The sequence below is a fragment of the Leisingera sp. M527 genome, assembly GCF_025141525.1.
Classification (GTDB): domain Bacteria; phylum Pseudomonadota; class Alphaproteobacteria; order Rhodobacterales; family Rhodobacteraceae; genus Leisingera.
In genome coordinates this window covers 15,839-37,184 of the sequence record NZ_CP081039.1, presented here as the reverse complement: position 1 = coordinate 37,184, position 21,346 = coordinate 15,839, and the positions used below count along the sequence as shown (strand labels likewise).

13 protein-coding genes and 2 pseudogenes are annotated in these 21,346 nt (G+C 61.8%); 7 read left to right on the top strand and 8 right to left on the bottom strand.

Annotation, left to right across the window (positions count from 1 at the left end):
- Positions 1–20: 20 nt before the first annotated feature.
- From K3555_RS21870 to ectA, 3 genes are all read right to left on the bottom strand, one after another.
- A complete protein-coding gene (locus tag K3555_RS21870; RefSeq protein WP_129373141.1) occupies positions 21–413 on the bottom strand; it encodes an ectoine synthase in 393 nt (130 codons plus the stop codon).
- A 3-nt stretch (positions 414–416) separates the two neighbouring features.
- Positions 417–1,706 carry a diaminobutyrate--2-oxoglutarate transaminase gene (ectB, locus tag K3555_RS21865; protein ID WP_260008813.1) on the bottom strand — a complete coding sequence of 430 codons (1,290 nt, stop codon included), beginning with the start codon at positions 1,704–1,706 and terminating at the stop codon, positions 417–419.
- A 62-nt stretch (positions 1,707–1,768) separates the two neighbouring features.
- Entirely contained in the window at positions 1,769–2,317 is a 549-nt protein-coding gene (gene ectA / locus K3555_RS21860; protein WP_260008812.1) for a diaminobutyrate acetyltransferase, read from the bottom strand.
- A gap of 198 nt (positions 2,318–2,515) precedes the next feature.
- Here ectA and K3555_RS21855 point away from each other — a divergent pair, with 198 nt between their 5' ends.
- The 4 genes and pseudogenes from K3555_RS21855 to K3555_RS21835 all read left to right on the top strand — a co-directional run bounded on the left by K3555_RS21855 (position 2,516) and on the right by K3555_RS21835 (position 6,406).
- On the top strand, positions 2,516–2,992 hold the full coding sequence (locus tag K3555_RS21855) for a MarR family winged helix-turn-helix transcriptional regulator (protein WP_260008852.1): 477 nt from the start codon (positions 2,516–2,518) through the stop codon (positions 2,990–2,992).
- A 455-nt stretch (positions 2,993–3,447) separates the two neighbouring features.
- Positions 3,448–4,529, top strand: a pseudogene (locus K3555_RS21850) (IS30 family transposase).
- Between the two features lie 102 nt (positions 4,530–4,631).
- A pseudogene (locus K3555_RS21840) lies at positions 4,632–6,088 on the top strand (ISNCY family transposase).
- A gap of 42 nt (positions 6,089–6,130) precedes the next feature.
- Complete coding sequence (locus K3555_RS21835; RefSeq protein WP_260008808.1) at positions 6,131–6,406, top strand: hypothetical protein; 276 nt, start codon at positions 6,131–6,133, stop codon at positions 6,404–6,406.
- Positions 6,407–6,681: 275 nt separating this feature from the next.
- Here the strand turns inward: K3555_RS21835 and K3555_RS21830 are convergent, their stop codons facing one another.
- Entirely contained in the window at positions 6,682–11,124 is a 4,443-nt protein-coding gene (locus K3555_RS21830) for a LamG-like jellyroll fold domain-containing protein (protein ID WP_260008807.1), read from the bottom strand.
- Between the two features lie 486 nt (positions 11,125–11,610).
- Between K3555_RS21830 and K3555_RS21825 the strand changes: the two genes are divergently transcribed.
- The gene (locus tag K3555_RS21825) at positions 11,611–14,151 is read left to right on the top strand and encodes an AMP-binding protein (protein ID WP_260008805.1); all 2,541 of its coding nucleotides are present in this window, start codon (positions 11,611–11,613) and stop codon (positions 14,149–14,151) included.
- On the opposite strand, the gene K3555_RS21820 is transcribed toward K3555_RS21825, so the two are convergent.
- The 3 genes from K3555_RS21820 to K3555_RS21810 all read right to left on the bottom strand — a co-directional run bounded on the left by K3555_RS21820 (position 14,148) and on the right by K3555_RS21810 (position 17,267).
- The gene (locus K3555_RS21820) at positions 14,148–15,356 is read right to left on the bottom strand and encodes a pyridoxal phosphate-dependent aminotransferase (RefSeq protein ID WP_260008803.1); all 1,209 of its coding nucleotides are present in this window, start codon (positions 15,354–15,356) and stop codon (positions 14,148–14,150) included. The genes K3555_RS21825 and K3555_RS21820 overlap by 4 nt on opposite strands.
- 131 nt (positions 15,357–15,487) lie before the next feature.
- A complete protein-coding gene (locus tag K3555_RS21815) occupies positions 15,488–16,375 on the bottom strand; it encodes a LysR substrate-binding domain-containing protein (RefSeq protein ID WP_260008802.1) in 888 nt (295 codons plus the stop codon).
- A 1-nt stretch (position 16,376) separates the two neighbouring features.
- Positions 16,377–17,267, bottom strand: a complete 891-nt coding sequence (locus K3555_RS21810; protein WP_260008801.1) for a LysR substrate-binding domain-containing protein — start codon at positions 17,265–17,267, stop codon at positions 16,377–16,379.
- Between the two features lie 152 nt (positions 17,268–17,419).
- On the opposite strand from K3555_RS21810, the gene K3555_RS21805 reads away from it, so the two are divergent.
- Together K3555_RS21805 and K3555_RS21800 are read left to right on the top strand one after the other, a co-directional pair.
- Positions 17,420–18,922 (top strand): aldehyde dehydrogenase family protein, encoded by a 1,503-nt coding sequence (locus K3555_RS21805; protein ID WP_260008799.1) that lies wholly within the window; start codon positions 17,420–17,422, stop codon positions 18,920–18,922.
- The gene (locus K3555_RS21800) at positions 18,912–20,183 is read left to right on the top strand and encodes an FAD-binding oxidoreductase (RefSeq protein ID WP_260008797.1); all 1,272 of its coding nucleotides are present in this window, start codon (positions 18,912–18,914) and stop codon (positions 20,181–20,183) included. Before K3555_RS21805 ends, K3555_RS21800 begins: the two co-directional genes overlap by 11 nt.
- 30 nt (positions 20,184–20,213) lie before the next feature.
- Here the strand turns inward: K3555_RS21800 and K3555_RS21795 are convergent, their stop codons facing one another.
- Positions 20,214–21,269, bottom strand: coding sequence for a zinc ABC transporter substrate-binding protein (locus K3555_RS21795; RefSeq protein ID WP_260008795.1), 1,056 nt, complete (start codon positions 21,267–21,269; stop codon positions 20,214–20,216).
- Positions 21,270–21,346 lie beyond the last annotated feature (77 nt).

Genomic DNA, 21,346 nt, shown 5'->3' with positions numbered 1-21,346 from the left:
CGGCTGGCGCCGGGGCCTCTTCAAGTGGTTTCCAGCGCGTAGGAGCCATCTTCGCGGTGGGTTTCGCTGCCGGTCACCGGCGGGTTGAACACGCAGGCCATGACAAGCTCTTCCTCGGCGCGCAGGGTGTGGCGGTCATGTTTGTCCAGCGCATACATGACGCCGGGCCGGATCAGGTGGGTTTCGCCGGTGGCCAGATCGGTGATCGAGCCTGTGCCTTGCATGCAATAAACGCTCTCGAAGTGGTTCTTGTATTCGAACGTGTGTTCCGAACCGGCCTCAAGAAAGGTGATGTGGAACGAAAACCCCATCCCGTCCTGCTCCAGCAGCATCCGGACCGAAGACCACTTTGCGTCCGATACAACGCGGCTGCGGTCACTTTTGACAATGTCGTTGTAGTCGCGAACTATCATGTCTTACTCCGCTGCAAATTTGCTTGAGTCCGTTACGCCGCGGATCGCGCCGCGCAGGATGTTCAGACCCTTCATCAGGGTATCCTCAGATGTGGTCAGGGGGGCCAGCACCTTGACCACCTGGTCTTTGTTGCCGGAGGTTTCGATAATCAGCCCGTTCTCAAAGGCATGGGCGCAGATGCTGGCGGCCAGTCCGCCTGAACCGACATCCAGCCCCTGCATCATGCCGCGCCCCTTGAGGCAGGCGCCAGGCAGCAGTTCGGCCATTTCCTCCAGGGCGGCAGTCAACAGCCGGGCTTTGGCGGCAGCATCCTTTTGGAACCGGCCGCCGGCCCAGAATTTCCGGATCGCAACCCGGGCCGTTACAAAGGCATGAGTGTTGCCGCGGAAGGTGCCGTTGTGTTCGGCGGGGCCGAATATGTCATGCGCGGGGCGCACCAGCATCAGCGCCATCGGCAGGCCAAAGCCCGAGATCGATTTCGCCAGCGTCACAATGTCCGGTGTGATCCCCATGTCCTCAAACGAAAAGAAGCCGCCGGTACGGCCGCAGCCGGCCTGGATGTCGTCGATGATCAGCAGCGCGCCGTGCTCCTTGGCCAGCGCGGCGATGCGCTGCACCCATTCGGGGCGCGCGGCGTTCAGGCCGCCTTCGCCCTGCACGGTCTCCAGCAGGATAGCCGCAGGGGCGTCGATGCCGCTGGAGCGGTCGTTCAGCATCGTCTCAAGGTATTCAGCGGTATCAGCGCCGCCCGGGAAGTAGTCGTCATAGGGCAACCGGGTGACGCCGTTCAGCGGGGTGCCGGCGCCGCCGCGGTGATAGCTGTTGCCGGTGGCCGCCAGGGCGCCCAGGGTGACGCCGTGAAAACCGTTGGTGAAGGCGATGACATTGCTGCGGCCGGTCGCCTTGCGGGCCAGTTTCAGCGCTGCCTCAACCGCATTGGCGCCGGTTGGGCCGGTGAACATGACCTTGTGGTCCATGTTGCGCGGCCGCAGGATGTGCCGGTCGAAGGCGTCAAGGAAATCCGCCTTGGCGCTGGTGTGGAAATCCAGCCCGTGCGCCAGCCCGTCGGTCGAGATGTGGTCGAGCAGCGCCGCCTTCATGTCCGGATCGTTGTGCCCGTAGTTGAGCGACGAGCAGCCGGCAAGAAAGTCGATGTACCGGCGCCCCTTGTCATCAGTCAGCTCAGAGCCGCTGGCATGGGTGAACACCGTATCGAAGCCGCGGCAATAGCTGCGCGCTTCGGATTCGCGGCGCTTGAAAATGGAAATCTCGGCTGACGTATCAGTCGGCATATTGTGTCCTCTTGGAACTAGACAGGTCAAAACGGGCAAGCGCCACATGGATCAAAGCGCCCTCAAACTGTGCAGCCGGGCGTCTCGGAGAAATCGATCGTGACCATGTGCTCGGTACTCTGGCGGTCACGGAAATGCCCGGTCTGCGTAAAGTGGGGCCGGCTCTTCAGCGGCGCGCTCCGGTTGGCTGCGAAATTGTGGAACAATGCCCAGGACGCTCTGTTTTCTTGCGTGATTGTCGTCTGCAGCCGCTTGATGTTTTTGCAGGCCTCGCGGAGCAGCAGACCGTTCAGCATCCGCGAGCCAAGCCCGGTTCCGCGGGCGTGTTCCGACACCGCCACCTGCCAGACAAACAGCGTTTCCGGATCGTCAGGCAGAACATAGGCAGAAGTCCAGCCAGCTATTTCTTGCTCGATCTCGGCAACCACGCAGGTCTCGCTGAAGTGGTCGCATTGGATCAGATTGCAGTACATGGAGTTTTCGTCGAGCGGCTTGCATGCGCGCACCAGCTCCCAGATCCCGGCCCCATCTTCCGCTGCGGGTTCACGCAGTGCGGGTGTTGCTTTCCGGAAAAACTCTAACGCATGCCGCATCTGTCCCGGCGCCTCCATTTTAATTTGACTGACTAAGTAACAGCCTCCCGCTACGGCTTCAAGCCAGTGTCGCATATTGCGTCAATGTGTCGTTTTTTGCCCATCATTCACGAAAATGCGCCTATCAAGTGGATCACTTATGCTTCATCTATCAAAGTAAAAACCCATAAAATCGCACTTCTTGATTATCCCCCCAAGCTCTGCCAGAAACTGAAGATGGACCGTATTGATGCCAGCTTGATCGCCCTGCGCCGGATTCTGCGCGCGACCGACCTGTTCGGACGTGAGCTTGCCCGGTCGGTTGAACTGACTGCGCCGCAGTTTCGGGTGCTGCAAATTATCGCTGGCAGCGAGCATTGCACGGCCAAGGCAATCTCGCAGCAGATGCGGATTTCCCAAGCAACCGTGACTTCGCTTGTCGACAAGCTGGTGCGCAAAGAGATGGCCGTACGTGAAAAGTCGCAGACCGACCGGCGTCAAACCGATATATCTGTCACTGCAAAAGGCCGTCAGGCAATTGCAGAAGCCCCTGACCCCCTGCAGCAACGGTTTGTTCGCAAGTTTGAAGCGATGGAAGATTGGGAGCAGGCCGGATTAATTGCGGCACTGGAACGCGTCGCCGCCATGCTGGACGCGGAGGACATTGATGCAGCACCCGTTTTGGATACCGGGGAAAGCCTGACGACTTCATGAGCCGGTCTTGCCGCAACTGCTGAAAGAGCAGACAGAATGCGCAAGTTATGCTGACAGCCCCGTGCCGCCGAAGTGCGGAGGCCAAGTGCGTAAAGAACACCCGCTCTTAGCTTGCTCAATGACTGCAGATGAGGACACAAGCTGCTCCTTCGCGCCATGATGAAGCAATGTCCGCTACCGGACAGCAGCCTGGACTATGCAAAGGCGCTTCCTGTGCATTGCCGGTCTTGTCGCTGCCAGCAGCACCGGAGACCTCGCCCGCTCGACTGTGAACGACCGCCTTCATAGTTTGGAGGGGTTGCGCACGCAGATCCAGCGATCTCACACTCTCCGCTCTTCTTGCTAAAAACTTAACATAATCTCCATTACAAGATGCATCTATATAGCCGGGAGCGCGCTACCGGAAGTGCGACTCCTATTAGAAAACAATGAGTTATCTAATAGGAGAACATGGCATGGGAGCCGTTTACACGCGACTGTCACTGCGAGAACGTCGTAAAATCGAGACCTGGTGGCACGCTAAGGTGCCCGTCAGAGAGATGGCGCGTGTCCTCAAGCGCCACAAATCGACGATTTTTCGCGAGATCAAACGTAACTTCTGGGCTGATGACGCGTTCCCCAAGAAGTACGCTGGTTACTTCGGACAAGCCGCACAATTGCAGACAGACAAGCGTCGGTCGGTGCAGCGCAAGCTGATCCGGCACCCGGATCTCTGTCAGACAGTCGTAGCACGTATCAAACAGGGCTGGACGCCCGAGCAGACCGGCAACCGCATGATCTGCGAAGGCGCGAAACTGCGTGTCTGTCAGGAGACAATCTATCGCTATATCTATTCCAAAGAAGGTATGGCGCAGAAGCTCGGTGGTACCTGCCCGAACATCGTAAAGCCCGTCGTCCAAGGCGCGCCAGAAAACGCCAGGCGCCCAAGTTTGACCGCGATGTCAGCATTCTGTTCCGCCCGGATGATGTGGCCCACCGACGCCAGTTTGGTCATTGGGAAGGTGATTTGATGTTGTTCAAACAAAAGCTTGGACAATCGAATGTCACGTCGCTGGTCGAATGCGTCAGCCGGTTCACGGTGCTGCTGAAGAACCCAAACAAGCGCACCAAGCCTGTGATGCGCTGCCCGGCAGGCGATATTTGTATCGCCGAGAGGGGCAAGATCATCGAGAGGGGCAAGATCATGAAGGCTGTGCGCGACCTGCCCCATCTGGCACGGAAGCCCATCACCTTTGATCGAGGCACCGAGTTTGTCTCGTGGCCCCATTTACCGGCCGAGACCGGAACGCAAACGTGGTTTTGTGATCCCTCCTCACCCTGGCAAAAAGGCACCGTCGAAAACACCAATCGCCGCGCGCGAAGATGGCTGCCGAGGAAGCGAGGCATCACGGCACTCACTGATCAAGAATTGAAGATGATCAGTGACCGCCTCAACGCAACACCCAGAAAATGCCTCGGATGGAAGACACCAGCCGAGGTCTTCCGCCAAAAGATGATGGCTGAACTGGGTCAACTCCCCTACCCTCAGAAAGGATAGGAGACACAGTTCAAGTATCGCTCACACGCAAAGCAGTAATGTCACCCATCGGCAAAGCAGAAGTGTCACTCTCTTCGCATAAGGCAGCGAGGACGAGCGGACATGGGATGGGTGATGTTGTGCGAGCGCGAGTTGAACCGCGTGGTGGTTCTGGCGCAGGTCGATGACGGCCGGTTGACAGTTGATAACGCGACTAACCTGCTGGATCTGACACGGCGGCAAGTGTTCCGGCTTCTGAAGCGATACCGCCAGGACGGCGCATCCGCGATCTGCTACAAATCGCGCGGCAAGCCTCCCAACAACCGGATCCACAACGCGAAGCGCGATTATGCGCTGAGCCTGGTCAAAAAGAACTACCGGGATTTCGGCCCGACACTGGCGGCTGAGATGCTGGCCGAGCATCAAGGGTTCACAGTGTCCCGCGAGACCTTGCGCAAATGCCCTCTCATGCATCCTTCGGATGCACTGCCGGGTGGCAGATGATTGAAGACGGCATTTGGCTGTCCACTGCCCGGCAGGGAATGCAAAGCATGCCCGAGAGGGGCGCAAACAGCGCCGGACATTTCACCAGCCGCGCCTGCGCCGGGAATGTTATGGCGAGCTGATCCAGATCGACGGTTCCGATCATCGCTGGTTTGAGGATCGCGCGCTGCCCTGCACCCTGCTCGTCTTCATTGATGATGCCACCAGCACCTTGATGGAACTGCGTTTTGTGAAGTCGGAAAGCACCTTCAGCTATTTCGAGGCGCTGGAAAGTTATCTGGTTCAGCATGGCCGTCCGGTGGCCTTTTACAGCGACAAGCACACTGTGTTCCGGGTGGCTAAAACCGATGCCAGGAACGGCGCTGGCATGACTATCAACCGGCAGACGAATGCAGGCATTCGTCGAGAGGGGCAGTTCGGGCGCGCGCTGAATGAGCTGAACATCGAGATCCTCTGCGCAAACAGCTCTCAGGCCAAAGGCCGGGTTGAACGGGCGAACCGCACGCTTCAGGACCGGCTTGTCAATGAGCTGAGACTGGCAGGTGTTTCGAATATGGAGGCCGGAAACGCCTTTCTGGAAGGCTTCAAAACTCGCTTCAACGCCAGGTTTTCCAAGGTCCCTGCCAAGCCGGACAACCTGCACCGGGCGTTGAATGTCGGATCGGACCGGCTGGCGGAAGTGCTGTGCTGGCGTGAGAACCACTTTGCCGGAAAGCAGCTCACATTCTCCTATGACCGCAAGCGGGTCATGCTGGAAGAAAACGAGCTGTCACGCGCCCTGGTTGGCAAGTATGTGGATACCTATGCCTTTGCGGATGGGCGGTTTGAGGTGCGCTGGAAAGCGCCAATCCCTGCCCTGCAGAGTCTTTGATATGGACCAGCGCGTGACCCATGCTGCCGTCATCGGGAACAAACGGCTCAGTGCGGTTCTGGCGCATGTCAAAGAGATGCAGGAGAACGCGCCACCCAAGCCCAAGGTGCGGACAAACTCAGAGAAGATGGGGTATAAGCCCAGGCCCTGCAAGAAGAAATTGTCGGAGGCGATGATCGCAAGCGAAAGACGGCAACGCGGATAAAGCTGCCGTTGAGTTTTGCATGTCCGTATGGGATCGTCCCTTATGAACATTGAGATAAACAACTACGATCTTCTGACCGACGACAAGGATGGTCGAAGTCGTTGTGTTCTGCACACAAAAGACCAGATTGATCTGGCCTTTGCCACTGTACTGGAAGCCAAAATATTCATCTCAAGCGTTGGAAAATCATTCCCATGCGAGGTTTATCAACCGAGGCCGAACGGCCATCTTGATTTACCGCATCTGCATATGAGAGCAGACGGCCAGTTTTGCTTGAACGAGATCATCGCTGTCGGCGACATTATCACAGTTATGTAGGTCTGGGCTCAAACCGCTACAGTATCATGTTCTCACAAGGCTTATCAGCCCTTCGGTATTTGAGGTCTACGGGCTGCCAAGCCTTGTTCCTGTTGCGCTATCCAGTGACGTTTCTGCTTTGCGCAGCCGGCGGCATTTCTGAATGGTGTCTAAATCATATGCATCCAGGACCGATACTCACCGGAGGCACCCAAATGCCCCCGGTGAAAGCCACCTGAAGGTTTGGCAGATGTTTGCTCTGCCAAACCCGTGCCGTTTTACGCCCGGACCTGGCGTCAGATCAGGTCATCAAAGGCAACAGTCTGATCGGCAAAGACTAACAAGCCAATATCCAGCAGCTGGTCGCGGCCTTCATAATAGCCATCAGCCCCGCCGCTGGCCGCATCAGTTACCGTCAGGCGGGTGATGTCGGAACCCCGGTTGGCGTCAAAGTAGGTATAGCTTTCAAAACTGTAGTCCTCAAAGTTGCCGTCAAACACGGCGCGGTCCCGGTCTGAGGGGTCCGACGCATTCCAGCTGTGGCCCTGCAGCCGGTCATCGCCAAGGCTGCCATAGAGCCAATCCCGGCCGTCTTCGCCATACAGCGTGTCATTGCCATCGCCGCCAAACAGATAGTCCCGGCCGCTGCCGCCCGCCAGATTGTCGTTACCCCCCTGACCGGACAGCGTATCGGCGCCTTCACCGCCATAAAGGGTGTCGTTGCCGCTTCCGCCTCTCAGCAAGTCATCGTTGCCATACCCCAGCAGCCGGTCATCGCCGCCTTTTCCGATCAGCACATCGGCACCATCGGCACCTCGCAATTCGTCGTTGCTTTTGGAACCGAACTGAATATCCGCTGCTCGCACGGTGACGTCCTTGAATGCGGCAAAGGTATCATTCGGCTCCAGGGCCGTCTCAGAGCCGCCCTTGCTGATCTGGATTTCGCCACCGCTGCGGTTGAAATGAAAGCTGTCGATCCGGCCGCCGAAATAAGCGTAATCGCTGCGCTCATCACTTCCGAAAACCTCTTCGCCGGTCAGCACCGCGTCAAAAACCGCCAGATCACTGATACTGCCATCGAAGTAGCTGTGGATCTTGTCGGTTTTGCCGGCTGCATTGCTCCACCCTGCAGCCCCGGCAATCAATGCCTCGTTGTTGCTGCTCCAGTCAAAATTCAGCCCGGCTTCATAGGCAATCCGCGCGCCATTCAGGTAGACTTCCACGCCCTCGCTGCCAAAGTTCAGGCTGAAGTCATAGTCTGTGCCTGCCTCAATCGCATTTGCCGCAGTGAAATAGTGGGTCTCCTCGCTGTCCTGCAGACGTACGATCAGCTTGCCGGTTTCATCCAGATAAACCGCCAGATGCCCGCCGCTGCCGTTTTCAACGGCGTCCTTGGACAACAGGGTTTGGTAGCCGCCTAGACTGCTGGCGGTGAAGCGAAAGGCAATAGTGCCGCTGGACAGCTCCAGCGCCTTGTTATGGTCAAAGACATAGGCAGAGCGGTCTTCGGCATCGAACCGGTGGCTGCCGGCCATGGCAAAGACCGGGCTTTCCGCCGCCGCAAGGGTCAGATCCCCAGCATCCGCCAGCGCCGACCCCGGGACCTTGATTTTGCCGGTGTTTTCGGAAACCGCGGTTGGCGCCAGCGCCTCCTCCAGGTCGTCGATGCTCTTGACGATGCCATAGGCCGGCGCCGCGGTGTGTTCGATGTCCGACAGTTTCACCAGGTCGCCGTAGACGGTGATCTTGCCCAGCAGATCGTCGTTGTGGGCGCCGCCGTTGTTGCCCTGGTCGGAGTAGAGCGCAATCACCGAGTGATCCATCACCCCGTCGCCGTTCTTGTCGCCATAGGTGATCGAGGCGATCTCGGTGGTGTGGCCCTCGATGACAATCCGGTCGCCCTCGGCGCGGCTGAAATCCTGCACCACATCATGGCCCATGATGTCGACCCAATGGTCGTGCAGCTTGTCGTTCTCCCCCGCAACACCGTGCCAGTTGATGGTGCCGTCGTCGCGGGTGTGCTTCTCGATATAGCGTTCCTTGGCATTGATAAGCGTCTGGAAATAAAAGATATCCGCGCCCTTGCCGCCAATCAGAAGATCATCGCCCGGCACCGGTTGATCGGGGTACAGCTTGCCGTCCGTCAGCTCGTTTTCCGGGTCACCCTCGTCGCGGTCCGGGTCATAGGCGATGGCCCCCTCGCGCCCGTCCGCGCGGCTGATCAGCAGATCGTTGCCAGCGCCGCCCTTCAGCGTGTCCTCGCCGTGGCCGCCGTCCAGCACATCGTTGCCGCCGCCGCCATACAGCGTGTCATTGCCGTAGTTGCCCTGCAGCACATCGGAGCCGCCTTTGCCGATGATCTTGTCATCGCCGCGGCCCGCGTCAATGCCATCGGCGCCGCTGGTGCCGCGCACCGTGTTGTCGCCGCCGTTGCGGCTGATCATGTTGAGACTGCGGTCCAGATGGCCGTGATGGGTGACGCCGTAATCCGACAGGATCTCCAGAAAGGTGTCGCTGGCGCCGTGCAGCTGGCCAAAGGCCGGGGCCAGATCCTCCATCATCGCATCCATCTTGGCGCCCATGGCGGTGCCGGCCGCCTCGGCCAGTGCAATCTGGCTGCTTTCGCCCAGCTGGCTGTCAAAGATCCGCACATCGCTGATGGTGCCTTTGAACAGCGAATGCGCGTCATCCTCCTGATTGCTGCGCCAGGCCCGGCTGCCGCCGATCACCAGGGCGTTGTCATTATCTGCCAGCCCCTGCTTGAATTGCGGCTCGGCCGCCACCAGCGCGCCATCCAGCCAGATCATCAGCCCGTCCGCGCCAAAGCTGACCGAGATCTGGTAGGTTTGCTGCGCCGACAACACCAGATCCGGGACTTTCAGGTATTCGGTCCCGCTGCCGTCTGACTGGGTCGCCACCAAGGTGCCGTCCTTGACCCAAAGCGTGAAGTCGCCCGCCCCGGCGCCGCTGCCGTCCTTGGACACCAGCGCCATCTCGCCGGGCAGGCGGTCCAGCGAAAAGCTCAGCGAGACCGTCGCCGCGTTCAGCGCAAGGGCATCCAGATGACCCGCATTCAGATAATCGCCGTCTTCACCGCTCAGCACATGCTGGCCTGGCATCGCAACAACCGGCGCGCCGGCACCTGGTATGGCGGCCTGCGCAGCATCCGCCAGCGCCGACCCCGGGACCTTGATTTTGCCGGTGTTTTCGGAAACCGCGGTTGGCGCCAGCGCCTCCTCCAGGTCGTCGATGCTCTTGACGATGCCATAGGCCGGCGCCGCGGTGTGTTCGATGTCCGACAGTTTCACCAGGTCGCCGTAGACGGTGATCTTGCCCAGCAGATCGTCGTTGTGGGCGCCGCCGTTGTTGCCCTGGTCGGAGTAGAGCGCAATCACCGAGTGATCCATCACCCCGTCGCCGTTCTTGTCGCCATAGGTGATCGAGGCGATCTCGGTGGTGTGGCCCTCGATGACAATCCGGTCGCCCTCGGCGCGGCTGAAATCCTGCACCACATCATGGCCCATGATGTCGACCCAATGGTCGTGCAGCTTGTCGTTCTCCCCCGCAACACCGTGCCAGTTGATGGTGCCGTCGTCGCGGGTGTGCTTCTCGATATAGCGTTCCTTGGCATTGATAAGCGTCTGGAAATAAAAGATATCCGCGCCCTTGCCGCCAATCAGAAGATCATCGCCCGGCACCGGTTGATCGGGGTACAGCTTGCCGTCCGTCAGCTCGTTTTCCGGGTCACCCTCGTCGCGGTCCGGGTCATAGGCGATGGCCCCCTCGCGCCCGTCCGCGCGGCTGATCAGCAGATCGTTGCCAGCGCCGCCCTTCAGCGTGTCCTCGCCGTGGCCGCCGTCCAGCACATCGTTGCCGCCGCCGCCATACAGCGTGTCATTGCCGTAGTTGCCCTGCAGCACATCGGAGCCGCCTTTGCCGATGATCTTGTCATCGCCGCGGCCCGCGTCAATGCCATCGGCGCCGCTGGTGCCGCGCACCGTGTTGTCGCCGCCGTTGCGGCTGATCATGTTGAGACTGCGGTCCAGATGGCCGTGATGGGTGACGCCGTAATCCGACAGGATCTCCAGAAAGGTGTCGCTGGCGCCGTGCAGCTGGCCAAAGGCCGGGGCCAGATCCTCCATCATCGCATCCATCTTGGCGCCCATGGCGGTGCCGGCCGCCTCGGCCAGTGCAATCTGGCTGCTTTCGCCCAGCTGGCTGTCAAAGATCCGCACATCGCTGATGGTGCCTTTGAACAGCGAATGCGCGTCATCCTCCTGATTGCTGCGCCAGGCCCGGCTGCCGCCGATCACCAGGGCGTTGTCATTATCTGCCAGCCCCTGCTTGAATTGCGGCTCGGCCGCCACCAGCGCGCCATCCAGCCAGATCATCAGCCCGTCCGCGCCAAAGCTGACCGAGATCTGGTAGGTTTGCTGCGCCGACAACACCAGATCCGGGACTTTCAGGTATTCGGTCCCGCTGCCGTCTGACTGGGTCGCCACCAAGGTGCCGTCCTTGACCCAAAGCGTGAAGTCGCCCGCCCCGGCGCCGCTGCCGTCCTTGGACACCAGCGCCATCTCGCCGGGCAGGCGGTCCAGCGAAAAGCTCAGCGAGACCGTCGCCGCGTTCAGCGCAAGGGTGTTTGAATGATTGATGCTGAGAATGTCGTCCCGGCTGCCTGTATACTCTTTGGTTTTCAGCTTCGAAAAAACTGGATCCGGAAACGTTGTGTTTGCCACGCTTAGGGTCCTCCTTGCTATGGCTATTGTTGGTTGAAACATACTGCTCAAGCCTGAGTCTATCGTGACCGGAATTAGGCATTCCAAGCCTTTTGCCAGCATGGGCAAGATTTTGCCCGTTTCCCGTAAGAGATTGAAATCATAGTTAATGCCAGGGCCCAAACGATCCGATGCCCGGCCAATTGCGGCAAAAATAAGGCATGAATTTAGCGGCCCTTGCAGGAATGTGGCATTTCAAGCCGCAAGCGCGCCCTTCTTGCGGCGGAAAAATGACCGGCCGCAGGCCCGGGTTTAGGCGCACGGCGTGAACAAATCCTGGAATTGGTGAAGACAGCAAACCGCATCGGCAAAGACGCGCACTCCTCATCTGCCGCAGTCAATGTTCAATCCAGCTTCGCAACCGGTACCGATCCGGCAACAGGCCGCCGGCTAATAATTGACAAAATTAGTAAATTAAATTACCCGCCGCGCTCGAAGGAGTTGCGGATGTTCTACGACCTGGCCAAATTGCGTGCGTTTGCCGCCAATCCTTGCCTGATTACGGCGGACGGGGCTGAGATGACTTATGCTGCGCTGGCTGACGCCGCCGCAGAGTTCGGCAAATCGCTGCCGCAAGAGCGGCGGCTGATTGCGGTTGAAGCCGCATCCGATCCCGAAGCCATTACCGCCTATGCAGGTGCCCTGGCTGCCGGCCACGCGGTTATGCCGCTGCCGGCCGCGGACCCCGTCACCGCTGCCCGCCTGGAGGAACGGTTTCGTCCGGCTGCCAGCTTCCGGCGCATCGGCGGAACCTGGCAACTGCTTGCGCACGCGCATGAACCCGCTGAAATCCACCCGGAGCTGACACTGCTGCTGCAGACCTCCGGCAGCACCGGCCACGGCCGCGGGGTCCGCCTGTCGGGCACGGCTATGGACACCAACGCCAGCGCAATAGCCCAGTATCTCGGGATCCAGCCCCAAGACCGCGCCGCACTGATCCTGCCGCTGCATTACTCCTACGGCTTGTCGGTGCTGCATTCGCATCTTGCCGCCGGTGCCAGCCTCTGGCTTGCGCCCGGCTCGGTGCTGGACCCCGGTTTTGACACCGCACTTGAGGCCTCCGGCGCCACCAGCCTGGCCGGCGTGCCGCATCACTACCGCCTGCTGGACAGCGCCGGCCTTTCCCATGCGCTGCCGGAAAACATCAAGACCCTGACCGTTGCCGGCGGCGCCATGGAGCCAGAGCAGGTCCGCGCGTGGTCTGCCCGGATGCAAGCCCGTGCAGGCCGGTTCTATGTCATGTACGGCCAGACCGAGGCCACCGCGCGGATCAGCTACCTGCCGCCAGAGCTGGCTTTGGACACTCCCGGCGCTGCAGGCCGCGCCATTCCCGGCGGGCGTCTGCTGCTGCGCTCTGCCGCCGGCACCGAAATCGCCACGCCTGAGGGCGAAGGCGAGCTGATCTATCAGGGGCCGAACGTGATGATGGGCTATGCCGAAAGCCACGCCGATCTGGCCAAAGGCGCCGGTCTCAGCGAGCTGGCAACCGGCGATCTGGCCCGGCGCGATGCAAACGGGCTCTACCACATCACCGGGCGGCTTTCGCGGATGTCCAAGATTGCCGGCCTGCGTATCGGTCATGACGCCATTGAACGTGCCTTGGCCGCCCAGGGGCATGAGACCGCGGTTTGGGGTGATGACAGCCGCATTTCGATTGCGATCTGCGGGGCGGAGGACAGCATCGCTGCGCTGGCCGCCAAGCTGACCGGCATCGGCCAGCAGCATTTCACCGTCCTTCCGCGCAAATCCCTGCCGCGGCGCGCCAATGGCAAGATCGACTATCCGGCGCTGAAGGCGCAATCAGCGCAGCGCAAACCTGCCAGGAATGTGCTGGCAGCCTTTCAGGCCGCCTTTGCGCCGCAGAGTGTGGGCCGGAACGATAGCTTTGCCGCACTCGGCGGAGATTCCCTGCGTCATGTAGAGCTATCCCTGGCTCTGGACGAAGCCCTTGGCGGCGCCCCGGCGGGCTGGGAAAACATGCCGATCAGCACTCTTGAGCAAGCCGTCCCGGCGCCCGGCGCCAGCCTGCCTTTCGATCTGGTTGCCCGCGTGGCTGCCATCCTCGCCGTGGTGGTGGCCCACCAGACCCTTTGGCCGGTGTTCGGCGGAGCAGCTGCGATGGTGATCCTGATGGGGATGAGCGTCGCAGGCTTTCGCTGGGAGGCGCTAAGGTCCGGCGATATGCGCAGCTTCTTCAAACCGGTAGCCGCGGTGCTGATCCCCTATTATCTGATCCTTGCAGGCTATGCCGCGGCGTGGGAGCAGGTGCCCTGGGTCTCGGTCTTTCTGGCCGGCAATTTTGCCGTGACAATCCCGGAAACCCACCTGATGCTGCCGTATTTGTACTGGTTCATCGAGGCTTATATGCAAATGACCCTGCTGGTGGCGCTGCCCTTTGCCGTGCCGCCCCTGCGCCGCTGGCTTGCTAGCCAGGGTGCTTTCCGCACCGGCCTGTGTTTTCTGGCGTTTGCCGTGGCACTCCGCCTGATTGCACCCGAGGTCTGGCAAATCGGCGGCCGCGCGCAGTTCACCGTGCCGTGGGTCTTCTACCTGTTTGCCCTGGGATGGTGCATCACCGCCGCCAGCACGCTGCGGCAACGGCTTCTGGTGCTGGGGGCAGCCTGCCTGATCATGCCCGCGGCGGCCTATCTTGGCGGCAACTGGTACGGCGGCTGGATCAAATACATGTGGCTATTGGCACTGATTGCCGGGCTGCTGTTCGTCACCCGCCTGCCGATGCCGCGGTTTGCAGCCCGCCCCCTGATGCGGCTGGCGCAGGCCGCCTTCCCGATCTACCTGCTGCACCGGTTTGTGCCGGAACTGCTGATGCCGATGCTCGGGCTGGAGGCCCGCAGCCCGCTGAACGATGCCCTGGCAATCTTTGGCGGCCTCGCCCTGGGTCTTGCCGCCGCCGCCTTGCAGCGCCAGCTGGTACAGGCTTGGACCAACGCCAGGAACCGCCGCCAGCCAGCGGTGGCACAGGCCTAAGCCAGCGCCGCGGCTGCAGCGGCAATCCGGGACAAGGCTTCCCGCAGCTCCGTCTCGGAAGTCGCATAGGAAATCCGGAAGTAAGGCGAGATGCCAAAGGCCCGGCCCGGCACCACGGCCACATGATGCTGATCCAGCAGATAGGCGCAGAAATCCGCGTCCGTCTCCAGCACATCCCCCTGCGGCGTTTGCTTGCCCAGCACCCCGGCGCAATTGGCAAAGGTGTAGAACGCGCCCTCCGGCACCGGGCAATCAATGCCGTCGATACCGTTCAGCGCCTCCACCACCAGATCGCGCCGTGCCTGGAAACTGGCCCGCCGCTCTGCCAGCACCTCCTGCGGCCCGTTCAATGCTGCCACTGCTGCCGCCTGCGAAATCGAGGACGGGTGCGAAGTCGATTGCGACTGCACCACTTTCATCGCCGCAATCAGATCCTTCGGCCCGCCCGCATAGCCCAACCGCCAGCCCGTCATCGCATAAGCCTTGGAGACGCCATTGACCGTCAGCACCCGCTCCTTCAGCCGCGGCTCCACCTGTGCGGGCGTGGCGAACTGAAACCCGCCATAGGTGATGTGCTCATACATGTCATCGGCCATCAGCCAGACATCCGGATGCTGCAGCAACACCTCCAGCAAGGGCCGGTAATCCGCGGCGCTGTACCCCGCACCTGCCGGGTTGGACGGCGAATTCAGCAGCAGCCAGCGGGTGCGCGGGGTGATCGCCGCCTGCAGTTTCTCTGCGGTCAGCCGGAACCCTGTATCACTGCCGCAAGGCACCAGCACCGGCTCCCCGCCGGCAATCCGGATGATATCGGAATAAGAGGTCCAATAGGGCGTGGGCACGATCACCTCATCGCCGGGATCAAGGCTCGCCATGAAAGCATCAAACAGGATTTCCTTGGCGCCGGTGCCGGCGATGATCTCGTCCAGCCCATATTCCAGCCCGTTGTCGCGTCTGAACTTCGCCTGCACCGCCAGCCGTAGTTCCAGCGTACCGCCAAGCGGGGTGTATTTGGTCTCCCCCGCCTGCATCGCGGCGGCGGCTGCCTCCTTGATGTGGTCCGGCGTGTCGAAATCCGGCTCCCCGGCGCCAAGGATGATCACCGGCACGCCCTGGCGCCTCATCTCTGCCGCCTTCGCGCCGATGGTCAAAATCTCCGAGACCCCGATCGGGTCAAGACGGCTTGCGCGGCGGAACTGGGCCATGGCGAGGGCTCCCTGCTGGTTTGATGGCGCTGCAAGGTTGGCGCGGCAAATGCACCGGAAAAACCGGCAGTTTGCGACAGCATTCATTCCGGATCGGCATCAAATACCAAGGGCCGCCCAGGCGGATTTCCTCAACCCGGCTTTGAACGCAATTGCTTCTTCAGCCACCGTTCAAGCTTTTGCACCGCTTCCGGCACCGGCCCGTGCGGGCGCACCAGGTAATAGCGCTTGCGCGACACCAGCTCCGGCCCCGGAATCCGCAACAGATCCCCTGACGCAATCTCCCGCGCCACCATGTCATAGGGCACAATCGCCGCGCCCAGCCCCGCCGCCGCCGCCGCAATCACCATCGAATGCTGATCGAAATAGCGCCCGTCCTGCCGCGGTGCGCCTGCCAGCCCGGCGCGCTCGAACCACTCCGCCCAGGTTCCCGCCCGGCTGTCCAGATGCAGCAGCGGCGCCTGTGCCAGGTTACCCGCCAGCTCCAGCTGGTGCGCGGCATGAAACGCGGGTGCGCAGACCGGAACCATTTCCTCGCCGAACAAGGGCGCCATATGGGTGCCCGGCCAGTTGTCCAGCCCGTAGTGCACTGCCAAGTCAAAGTTCTCGCGGGCAAAATCAAACGGCTCCAGCCGGGTGGAGAAACTCAGCTCCACCTCCGGGTGGCGGGCGAAGAAATCCGGCAGCCGCGGAATCAGCCACAGGTTGGCGAAAGCAGGCAGCACCGCAATCCGCAAAGCCGAGCGGCCCGCCCCGGCAGCCGCCGCCTTTTGCAGCGTCGCCCGCAAACCTGCCAGATCCAGCTTCAGATCGGCGGCCAGCCCCTGCCCCGCAGGCGTCAGCACCACACCCCGGCCCGAACGCTGGAACAAGTCGAAGCCCAGATCCGCCTCCAGCTCCTTTACCTTTTTGCTGACGGCGCTTTGCGTCAGCCCCAATTCCTCACCCGCCGCAGTGAAACTTTGATGCCGCGCAGCGCTTTCGAAACAACGCAGATGGGTCAGGCCCGGCAAACGCATCTTACACCTCCCCCAGCTGCGACAGCAGCCATTCGCGGAACTTGATCAGCGGATACTCCTCTGGCTGATCCGCAGGCCAGACCAGGAAGTACTCGCCCAGACTCACTGCCGCCCCCTCCATCGCCAGCGCCAGCCGGCCTTGCGCGATCTCGTTCTCCGCCAGGAAGTCCGGCAGCAACGCCACCCCCAGCCCATGCACCGCCCCCTGCGTCATGGCCGAGGATTGGTCAAACAGCATCCCCCGCAGCTTTGCCGCCGGCACATCATGCAAGTGAAACCATTGCTCCCAGCAATCAGGATGGGTCTCCAGATGCAACAGAGGGTAATCCAGCAGGTCCGCAGGCGAAGACACCGGCCCCGCCATCAGCCCCGGCGCGCAGACCGGCAGCACATGTTTCGGCATCAGGGGCAGATACGCCACCCCCGGCCAGTCCCGCGTGCCGTAATGGATCGCCGCCTGCGCTGTGCCAGCATCAAAGCTGAACGGCAGATTATGCGTGTGCAGGTTCACCGTGATGCCGGGATGCGCGGCAGCAAACTCCCGCAGCCGCGGCGCCAGCCAGTGCAGGCCAAAGGACGGCAGGATCGACAGCGTGAAACTGCCCCCGTCCGGATTGGCGCGCAGCTTGACCGAGGCCTGCGCCAGCCGGGTCAGGATCGCGCGTGCCTCTTTGGCAAAACCGGTCCCGGCGGGCGTCAGCTGCATCCGCATCTGGTCACGGACAATCAGATCAACACCCATCTGCTCCTCCAGCTGCTTCAGCTGGCGGCTGATGGCGCTTTGCGTCAGCGACAAATCCTCCGCCGCAGCCGAAGCACTGCCCAGCCGGTCCACCGCCTCCAACGCCAGCAGCGAGGGGATTGAGGGCAGGAAGCGGCGCGGGGCAATCATATGATACAAACTCATAGGGACAGGATTTAGTTTCATTAGCAATCCTGAGAGCGCGGTGCAATTTCTATATCAGAACCGTATCCGGCAGGATGCTCGCGGAATCCACCCAAAAGTTTTCCTCATGCCCTGCCCCGCTCGATAAGGACCTTGATATGCTCCATTCCGATATCCTCGCCGCGGCCGGCCTGACCCAGGCCGAACTGGCCGGCGGCAGCCTCGCCGTCACCACCCCCGTGGACGGCAGCGAAATCGCCCGCCTGAAAACCCACTCCGCGGCAGAGGCCGAAGCGCAGATTTCCGCCGCCAAAGAGGCCTTCAAATCCTGGCGCCTGGTGCCCGCCCCGCGCCGCGGCGAACTGGTGCGGCTTCTGGGTGACGAATTGCGCCGCGAGAAGGAAAACCTGGGCCGCCTCGTCACTCTGGAATGCGGCAAAATCTACCAGGAAGGCCTCGGCGAAGTGCAGGAGATGATCGACATCTGCGACTTTGCCGTCGGCCTCTCGCGCCAGCTTTACGGCCTGACCATTGCGTCTGAGCGCCCCGGCCACGCTATGCGCGAAAGCTGGCACCCGATGGGCACCTGCGGCATCATCACTGCCTTCAACTTCCCCGTTGCGCCCTGGTGCTGGAATGCAGCACTTGCTCTGGTCTGCGGCGATCCGGTGATCTGGAAACCGTCCGAGAAAACCCCGCTCACCGCGCTGGCGGTGCAGAAAATCTGCGACCGCGCCATGGCTGCATTTGGCGAGGACGCGCCCGCAGGTCTGATCCAGGTGCTGATCGGTGAGCGCGATCTGGGCGAGACTCTCACTGCCTCCAAGAACGTCGCCATCATCTCGGCCACCGGATCGGTGCCGATGGGCAAGGCGGTTGCGGCGGATATGTCGCAACGCCTCGGCCGCACCATTCTGGAACTTGGCGGCAACAACGCGATGATCGTGGCCCCCTCTGCCGATCTGGAAATGGCCCTGCGCGCTATCGTTTTTTCCGCCGTCGGCACCGCGGGCCAGCGCTGCACCAGCCTGCGCCGCCTGATCGTGCACGCGGACATCTATGACGCGCTGATCCCGCGCCTGGTCAAGGCCTACGCAGGCCTGCCCATCGGCGACCCGCTGGCGGACGGCACCCTGGTCGGCCCGCTGATCGACCGCAACGCACTGGACGCCATGGCCGGCGCACTCCAGCGCGCCAAGACAGAAGGCGGCACCGTGCATGGCGGCAGCCAAACCTTGACCGACACCTTCGGGGATGCCGCCTATGTGCATCCGGCCATCGTCGAGATGCCCGCCCAGACCACGATCATGCACACCGAAACCTTCGCGCCGATTCTCTATGTGGTGAAATACAGCGATCTGGACCAAGCCATTGAAATGCAGAACGAAGTACCCCAGGGGCTGTCGTCCTGCATCTTCTCGACGGACGTGCGCGAATGCGAATATTTCCTCTCGGCAGCGGGCTCGGACTGCGGTATTGCCAATGTGAACATCGGCCCCTCCGGCGCTGAAATCGGCGGCGCATTCGGGGGCGAAAAGGAGACGGGCGGCGGCCGCGAAAGCGGATCCGACGCCTGGAAAGGCTACATGCGCCGGCAGACCAACACGGTGAATTATTCACGCGAGCTGCCGCTTGCTCAGGGGATCAAGTTTGACATCTGATCTGGCATCCTGCCTCTGGCACCAAACCTGCCAGGAAAATCCAGCCTTCCCGGAACTCACCGGGGAGGCTGTGGCCGACCTCGTGGTGATCGGCGGCGGCTACACCGGCTGCTCTGCCGCATTGAAGGCGGCAGAAATGGGCGCCTCGGTCCGCCTGATCGAAGCGGAGGAAATCGGCAGCGGCGGCTCGGGACGCAATGTCGGACTGGTGAATGCAGGCCTCTGGCTGCCGCCCGAGGACATCAGCGCCGAACTGGGCATGGAAACCGGCAGCCGCCTCTCCCAGCTTCTGGGCTGCGCACCGCAGATGGTGTTTTCACTGATCGAAAAACACGCCATCCAGTGCGAGTCTGAACAGGGCGGCACCCTGCACTGCGCGCATGCGCCCTCCGGCTTGAAAGACCTGCAGCGCCGCCACGGCCAGCTTCGCGCCATTGGCGCGCCGGTGGAGCTGCTATCGCGCGACGAGGCCGTACATCGCACCGGATCCAAGGCCTTGCACGGTGCCCTGTTCGATCCGCGCGCAGGCACAATCCAGCCGCTCGCCTATGTCCGCGGCCTCGCCCGCGCCGCCGCGACCGCCGGCGCGCAGCTGCACAGTAACTCCCCCGCCGCCACGATCAGCCGCGACGGCACCAGCTGGCAAGTCACGACGCCAAGAGGCAGCCTGCGCGCCAATCATCTGATCATGGCCACAAACGCCTATGCCCGCGAGATCACCGGCTACGGCGCGCCGCAAGTGATCCCGGTTCATTATTTCCAGGCCTCCACCGATCCGCTGCCTGCCGCTCTGCTCGACAAACTCCTGCCGAACAAAGAAGGCTGCTGGGACACCGCCCTGGTGATGTCCTCCTGGCGGCTGGATCAGGCCGGGCGGCTGGTGATCGGCGGCATGGGCGCGCTCAACCATTTCGGCAGCGCCCTGCACCGCAACTGGCTGCCCCGCAAACTGGCTGCGCTTTACCCCGAATTGAAAGACGCGAGGCTGCACAGCCATTGGCACGGCCGCATTGCCATGACCACCGAACACCTGCCCAAGATCCTGGATCTGAACGGCGGCTTAGCCTGTTTCGGGTATTCCGGCCGCGGTATCGGCCCCGGCACCCTGTTCGGCACCGCAATGGCCGAGGCCCTGCTGACAGGCGACCAATCCTGCCTGCCGGTCCCGCCCGCAAAAGGCCACGCAATTCCCTTCGCAGGGCTGCGCAGCGCCTACTACGAGGCCGGTGCCAGCCTTACCCATCTGATCAGCGACAGGTGAAAAGGCGGGCCGCACCGGCCCGCCCGCCGATCATTTGCAGCCGGCAATCGCTGCGCCGATATCCTGCAGCAGCGCCGGGTAGAACTGCGGCCCCGTTTCCAGCTTGGCACCCAGCGGATCCAGCACCGCGGTGCCCGCACCGGTGCCATCCAGCACGGTGGCGACCACGCCCGGGTTGAATTGCGGCTCCGAGAAGACGCAGGCCACCTTGAGGTCCGCCACAACATCGCGCATTTCGGCAATCCGCGCCGGACCCGGCTTGGAGGCGTCACCGATCGAAATTGCGCCAGCGGCATTCAATCCAAATCCGCGCTCGAAATACTGATAGGCGTCGTGGAACACGATGAACTGCTTGGCGCGGAACGGCTCCAGCGCAGCCGAAACGCTGGCAACAGTTGCCGCAATCTCCTGCTTGCCGGCTTCGGCATTGGCCTTGTACGCGGCGGCATTTGCGGGGTCATGCTCTGCCAGCTCCTGCGCGATCACATCAAGCCAGGCCTGGGCATTGGCCGGCAGCAGCCAGGCATGCGGGTCGGCGCCGTCATGGTGATGGCCATGGGCATGATCACCGTGATCGCTGTGGCCATCCTTATCCGCATGGTCTTCATGATCGTCGTGATCCTCATCGCCCTCAGCATGATCTTCATGGCCGTGATCTTCATGATCTTCATGCGCATCGTGACCGTCATGATCCGAATGGTCCTCTTCATCATCATGCGCATGCGCCTCAAACCGCGCGCCCTCACGTAACGGCAGTACCGTGGTGCCCGCGGCCTCCAGCAGCTCTACCCGGTGCGCGCCGCCGGCCAGCTCTTCCAGCGGGCCTTGCAGCCAAGGGGTCAGCGGCTCTCCGAGCCAGAACACCAGATCCGCCTGATCCAGCGCCCGCGCCTCCGAGGGGCGCATCGAATAGCCATGCGGCGAAGCCCCCGGCGGCACCACAAGGGCCGGCTCACCCAGGCCCTGCATCACCCGCGCCACCAGCCCATGCACCGGCGTGATATCCGCCGCCACACGCGGCACCTCCGCCCAGGCCGTCCCGGTTCCCGCCAGCAAAGCCAGTATTGCCGATCCACTTCTCCACATGCTGGAATTCCGCATATCACGCCCCATGTAATCTTATAACATCACGCGGTTGATAAACGTCATAACATAACATATCA